General features: G+C 64.8%; 3 protein-coding genes. All 3 read left to right on the top strand.

What is annotated here, in order from left to right; all coding sequences use genetic code 11:
• Positions 1-2,828, top strand: a 2,828-nt coding sequence (locus GY769_19290; GenBank protein ID MCP4204064.1) for an efflux RND transporter permease subunit, incomplete at its 5' end; no start/stop codon positions are given.
• A 73-nt stretch (positions 2,829-2,901) separates the two neighbouring features.
• A complete protein-coding gene (alr, locus tag GY769_19285; GenBank protein ID MCP4204063.1) occupies positions 2,902-4,050 on the top strand; it encodes an alanine racemase in 1,149 nt (382 codons plus the stop codon).
• A 35-nt stretch (positions 4,051-4,085) separates the two neighbouring features.
• On the top strand, positions 4,086-6,290 hold a 2,205-nt coding region (locus GY769_19280; GenBank protein ID MCP4204062.1), incomplete at its 3' end, for a hypothetical protein.

Here is a 6,290-nt window from a genome sequence, read left to right as displayed (position 1 = left end):
TCCTCGAGTTCGACTGGGGCAAGGAGCTCGACATCGTCCGGATGCAGGTCAGCGAGAAGATGGACCAGATCAAGGGCGATCTGCCTACGGCGATCGGCGAGATCGTCATCTTTTCGTTCAACACCAACGACATCCCCGTAGTCCAGGCCCGAGTATCCGCCAAGGGCGTCGACCTGTCGGAGTCGTATGACCTGATCGAGGCCCGAGTTCTCAATCGGTTGCGTCGGGTGCCGGGGGTGGCCCGGGTCGATCTGGACGGCGTCGAGCCGCGGGAGATCTCGATCGATCTGGTTCTGACCCGCATCCGTGAGCACAACGTCGATGTCGGTGCCTTGATCGGGCAGCTTCAGGGCGCGTCCTCCAACATGGTGCTCGGCCAGGTGGATCAGGGCGGCTTGCGCTTCACGGCGCGCTCGGTCGGGCAGTTCACCTCGGTCGAGGAGGTCAGTGATCTGGTGATCAACCAGCAGGGACTCCGGCTTCGGGACATTGCCGAGGTCACCTACGAGGAGCCTCCGATCCCGCACGGCCGCTTTCTCGATCAGCAGTTCGCCGTCGCGCTGCAGGTCTACAAGGAATCGACCGCCAACACCGTGGACGTAGTTCGTAGCACAATGGCTGTGATTCGGGACGACATCAACAACGATCCTCTGCTCGAGGGGGTCAATCTCTTCGTCTGGGAAGACCAGGGCCAGGAGATCATCGGCGGCCTCAAGGGGCTGCTCACCGCGGGCGTGATCGGGGCGGTGCTGGCGATTCTCAGTCTCTACTTCTTCTTGCGGCGGTTCGATTCGACCCTGATCGTTTCATTGTCGATTCCCTTCTCGATCCTGGCGGCTTGCGGCATCCTGTTTTTCATGGGCAAGACGCTCAATGTCTTGTCGATGATGGGACTGATGCTGGCAGTAGGGATGCTGGTCGACAACGCCGTCGTCGTCTTGGAGTCCATCGACCGGCTCCATCGCACCGAAGCGGACCGGAAGAGATCGGCGCTCGTCGGGGCCCGTTCGGTGGTGACCGCGGTATCGGCCTCGACCCTGACGACCCTAATTGTCTTTCTGCCTTTGATCATCGGCGCCAGCACCCAACTGACCACATGGCTCAAGGAGATCGGCATTGCCATCACCATCGCCCTGGCATGCTCGCTGTTCTCGTCGTTGACCTTGATTCCCTTGATGTCCGCGCATTTCCTGGGGAAGCGCAAGGCCAAGGAGATCCAGTCGATCGCTTGGCTGGAAGAGAAGTACGCCGGCACCCTACGGTGGACTCTGGTTCATCGCTGGAAGACGGCGGGGATCCTGGTTCTTTTTCTCGCGGTGGGCCTGGTGCCCTTCTTCACCGGCATGGTCGAGTCCGCCACGTTCTCGGGCATCGTCAACGAGCGCATCGTGCTGCGCTACGAGTTCGCCGACCACACCTACAAGTCGGAGGCCCGAAACGCGGTGCGCAAGCTCGAACCGTTCCTGTGGGAGCACCGCAAGGAGTTCGAGGTCGAGTCGCTGTACAGCTTCTACATGGAGAACCGGGCCGAGACCACGATGGTGCTGAGCCGGAAGAACATGACCGACGAGGAGGTCCGCGAGCTCCAGAGCTCGATTCGAGATCAGCTCCCCGAGATCGCCGGCGTCAAGCTCATGTTCGACGACGATGCCGACACCGGTGGCTCCAACACCTTTTTCGCGGTCAAGTTTTTCGGCCAGGACAGCTCGGTGCTCGAGGACTACGCCAACGAGGCCGCGCGCCGGATCGAGACCCTAGCGGGCATCCAGGATCTGCGCACCTCCTTCCGGGACTCCCAGCAGGAGGTCCGAGTGAAGATCGATCGGGAAAAGGCGGCTCGAAACGGCCTCGACGCCCAGGACATGGCGGACATTTTCTCGTTCACCCTCGGAGCCATGCGTCTGCCGCGGTTCAACGCCGGCGAGCGCGAGGTCGATACCTGGTTGGCGCTCCGGATCGAGGATCGGGAGAACCTGGCCGATCTCAAGCAGCTTCAGATCGGCGGCGGACCGGACCGGGCTCCGGTCATGCTCGCTGACGTCGCGATCTTCGAGATCGTACCGCGCGCTCGAACGATCGAGCGCGAGAACCGAAAAGTCCGAGTCGCCGTTCGAGGCACCTACGAGGGCGAAGAGTGGAAGGACACCCAGGAGGAGATTGCCGGCCTGATGGACGCGTTCGACCTGCCACCGGGCTACTCCTGGGGCTGGAACGATCGCATCATCGAGCAACAGGACCAGAACGCCCAGATGGGAGTGAATTTCTTGCTCGCGCTGGCCCTGGTCTACCTGGTGATGGCTTCGCTGTTCGAGTCGCTGGCCCAGCCCTTCGCGATTCTGTTTTCGATTCCCTTTGCGGTCCCGGGGATCGCCTGGATGCTGGCGGTCACTGGCACCAGTTTCAATCTCATGGGCCAGATCGGTTGTCTGATTCTGATGGGCATCGTGGTCAACAACGGCATCGTGCTACTGGACCATGTCAACCAGCTCCGCCAGGGCGGTCTGGCGCGGGACGAGGCGATCGTTCTGGCCGGACGCGAGCGGCTGCGACCGATTCTGATGACCGCGGCGACGACCATTATCGGACTGGTGCCGCTCGCGGTGCGCGGGCCGGCCACCAGCGGCCTGTTCTACTATCCGCTCGCCCGGACCGTTATGGGCGGTCTTTTGTCTTCGGTGGTATTGACGCTCCTGGTCTTGCCCTACGCCAACATTCTGATGGAAGCCCTGGCGGAGTGGCTGGGCCGGATCTGGAGAAGCTCGGCGGGACCGGTGCCCTCGACTTCGCAGGCCGCCACGCCAGCCGAGGGCGAGACGGCTCCGGCCTAGCCCGGTCTCGCCAGCGTCCGAAGGCCGCAACTCGAGACGTGCCCGTGCCCGGGGTCGTCTATCATGGCGTGCCATGGTCGTTGATGCCGCCCACGAGCGCCACCTGATCGGCGAGATCTCGGTCGGTGCCATCGAGCACAACCTGAGCTATCTTCGCGGGCTGGTTTCCGAAGGTTGTGAGATCTGGCCGGTGGTCAAGGCCAATGCCTACGGGCTCGGTCTGGAGCAGCTCTGGCCGGTCTTGGGCGCCGGCTCGGACGGCCTCTGCGTCTCCAACTTCCGCGAAGCGCTCGAGCTCAGAGCTTGGGGCTACAGGGGGCCGCTGCTGATTCTGTTTCCGGTCGCCGCGATCTCTCCGGCCGACAAACCGGTGGAGGTTCTGTCGCGACTCATTCGGGAACGAGTCGAGCTCACCGTGGCCTCGGAGGACGAGATCTCGCGGGCGGAGCGGGCGTCGGAGGCATCCGCGGGAACGGCGCTCGTTCACCTCAAGATCGACACCGGCATGCACCGGGGAGGAGCCCCGCTGGGTGAGGCGAGTGACCTCCTCGAGCGCATCCGATCTCTGGATAGGCTGCGGCTGGCCGGGGTCTATACGCATTTCGCGACCGCCGAGGATCCGAATCCGGAGTTCGCGCGCCTCCAGCTGGAGCGCTTCTCGCGCTGGGTTGCATCGGCGGGGTTGGGGGCTGAGGTGGCTCTTCACGCCGCGAACTCGGCGGCCGCGCTGGAGCTGGGCTCGAGCCATCTCGACCGGATCCGCCCGGGCCTGGCGGTCTATGGATGCCAGCCCGCCGAGCACCTGGGCGAGCGCCACGATCTGCGTCCGGCGCTGGCGCTCAAGAGCCATCTCATGCAGATCAAGTCGGTGGAGAAGGGCGAGGGCTGCGGCTACGGCATGACCTACCGCTTCGAGCGTCGGGGCCGGATCGGCCTGGTGCCGATCGGTTATGCCGACGGGTACCTGCGATCGCTGGGGAACAGGGCGACCATGCGCGTGCGAGGCGTCGAAGTTCCGGTCCGAGGCACGGTCGCCATGGACCAGACCATCGTGGATCTCACCGACCTCCCGGAGGCAAGCGTCGACGACGAAGTCGAGATCATTGCCGCGAACGCCGAGGCCGGCAATTCGGTCGAGCACCTCGCGCGGCTGGCGGGGACGATTCCATACGAGATCCTGACCCGGCTGGGATCCAGAATCGAGCGGCGGTTGGTGCCTTAGCGGGCCGCCGGGGCGTCGGTATACTCGTCGCGCGAATGTCCGAGAGCAGGCAACCCTCAGCGTCACTGCCCCGGGATCTGCTCCTGGAACTGCACGGCTTTCTGAGTCTCGAAGCGCCTTTCCTGATTCGAGATCTGCCGCCCCGGGTGCACAGCGAGTCGGAGCTCGAGGAAGCCCTTCTTGCCAGGATCGAAGCGCGCTATCAGACCGGTCCGGACTTCACCGAGGCCCGCTTGTACCCGATGGTCAGCCACCGGCGGGCGGTGGCCAGGAACAAGCAGGCCCTGGAGGTTTTGGTGCGGGGCTTCTTCGCGCGCCGGAGGATTCGAGCGTCGATCTCCTCCGAAGAGAAGCGGGAGATGCTCAGAGCGATGCTGCTCACGAGAGCCACGGACGACTTTCTGAAGCAGGCCTTCGACCGGAAAGAGATCGCCTGGAAGGAGTTTCCGTCGCCCCAGAAGGGCTTCCGGGCGACCGGACAGGAAGCGATCGTTGGCGCCGCTTTGAAATTACGACGACCGCCCGAGTACGGTCGAGGCGGTTCATACCGGGGTGACTACATCAGTCCTTTGATCCGGGACCTGGGCGCGCGCATGATGTTCAACCCGGAGCCCTTGCATCCGATTCTCGTCCAGTATGGCAAGCGCGGGACTCCGGTGGGTGGCAGGGATCTCCACGTGGGTGACTTCGACGAGGGGGTGCTGCCTCCGGCGGCGCCGCTGGCGATCGCGGTGCAGACCCTGGTGGGAATCGCCCACGCGATCAAAGCGCGCGGCGAGGATCGGGTTTGCGTCGGTTTTATCGGCGACGGCGGCGCGAGTCTGGGCGAGTGGCACGAGGCGGTCAACTTCGCCGCCGTGCGCAGGCTGGGGATGGTTTTCGTGGTCGAGAACAACCAGTGGGCTCTGGGGACTCATGTCAGTGAGCAGAGCGCCGCCGATCGATTCGCGCTGCGCGCGGCCGGCTACGGCATTCCAGGCGTCACGCTCTACGGCAACGATCCCGAGGAGGTGGCGGCCGGCGTCGGCTGGGCGGTCGAGCGCGCTCGCTCGGGCGACGGTCCGACGCTGGTCGAGCTGGTGTCGTATCGCAGGAGCGGGCACGCCCACCACGACGATGATCGCTTCCACGGCATTGAAGAGGCCAAGGTGGGAGGGTACGAGTACGCCGAGGAGCGCGTCGCCTGGGAGAAACACGACCCCATCGAGACCTATACCTCGGGCCTGCTTGCGGAAGGTGTGCTGACGGAGGGCGAGCTGGAGGCCATGCGGCGCGAGATCACGGCCCAACTCGGGGACGCCGCCGAGCAGGCTGCCGCCGCCGAATGGCCTCGCCCCGAGGACTACCGGAATCGAACCTACGCACCGCGGAGCCTGCCGATTCCGAAGCCGAGCGAACCGGCCGCGACCAAGAGGATGGCGTATGACGAGGCCGTTCGCCAGGCCCTGATCGAGATGATGGAAGAGGACGACGGCGTCTGCGTTCTTGGAGAGGACGTCGGCGGGCGCTACGGCGGTGCCTTCGGTGTCACTCGAGGTCTGGCCAAGCGCTTCGGCAGGGATCGCTGCGTCAACACACCTCTGGCCGAGTCGGCGATCGTCGGGTGCGGGGTCGGCGCCGCGCTGGCCGGAATGCGGCCGGTTGTGGAGATGCAGTTCGCCGACTTCCTGGCGCCGGGCTTCAACTCTCTGGTCAACAACGCCGCCAAGCTCTACTGGCGCTGGGGCCGGCCCGTGCCGCTGGTCCTGCGACTGCCTTACGGCGGAGCGACCGGGACCATGAACATGCTGCTCGGCGGCGGGCCGTTTCACAGCCAGTGCCCGGAAATGTGGTTCGTGCGCACGCCCGGTTGGAAGATCGTGGCCCCCTCAACCCCCAGTGACGCCAAAGGGCTGATGATTGCGGCCATTCGAGACGAGAACCCGGTGATCTTCCTCGAAGCCAAGGGGCTCTACGGCTTCTTCCGCACCGATCTGCGGGAGGATGTGCCGCTGGGCAGTGAGCACGAAGTCCTGATCGGCACGGCCGCCGTGCGCAGAAGCGGAAGCGACCTCACCATACTCACTTACGGTGCCATGGTCTGGACGTCTCTGGCCGCGGCAGCGGAGCTCGCCGACGAAGGTTGCGACGTGGAGGTGGTGGATCTGAGAACGCTATCGCCGCTCGACGTCGAGACGGTACGCTCCTCGGTTCGAAAGACCCACCGGGCGCTGGTGGTTCACGAGGATACGCGCCGCGGA

It is taken from the genome of bacterium (assembly GCA_024224155.1).
Classification (GTDB): Bacteria; Acidobacteriota; Thermoanaerobaculia; order Multivoradales; family JAHEKO01; genus CALZIK01.
This window is presented reverse-complemented; position numbering and strand designations above follow the sequence as displayed.

Excerpts from the sequence above, each read along its gene's own strand:
- alr (MCP4204063.1), top strand. The coding sequence starts at position 2,902 with ATGGTCGTTGATGCCGCCCACGAGCGCCACCTGATCGGCGAGATCTCG.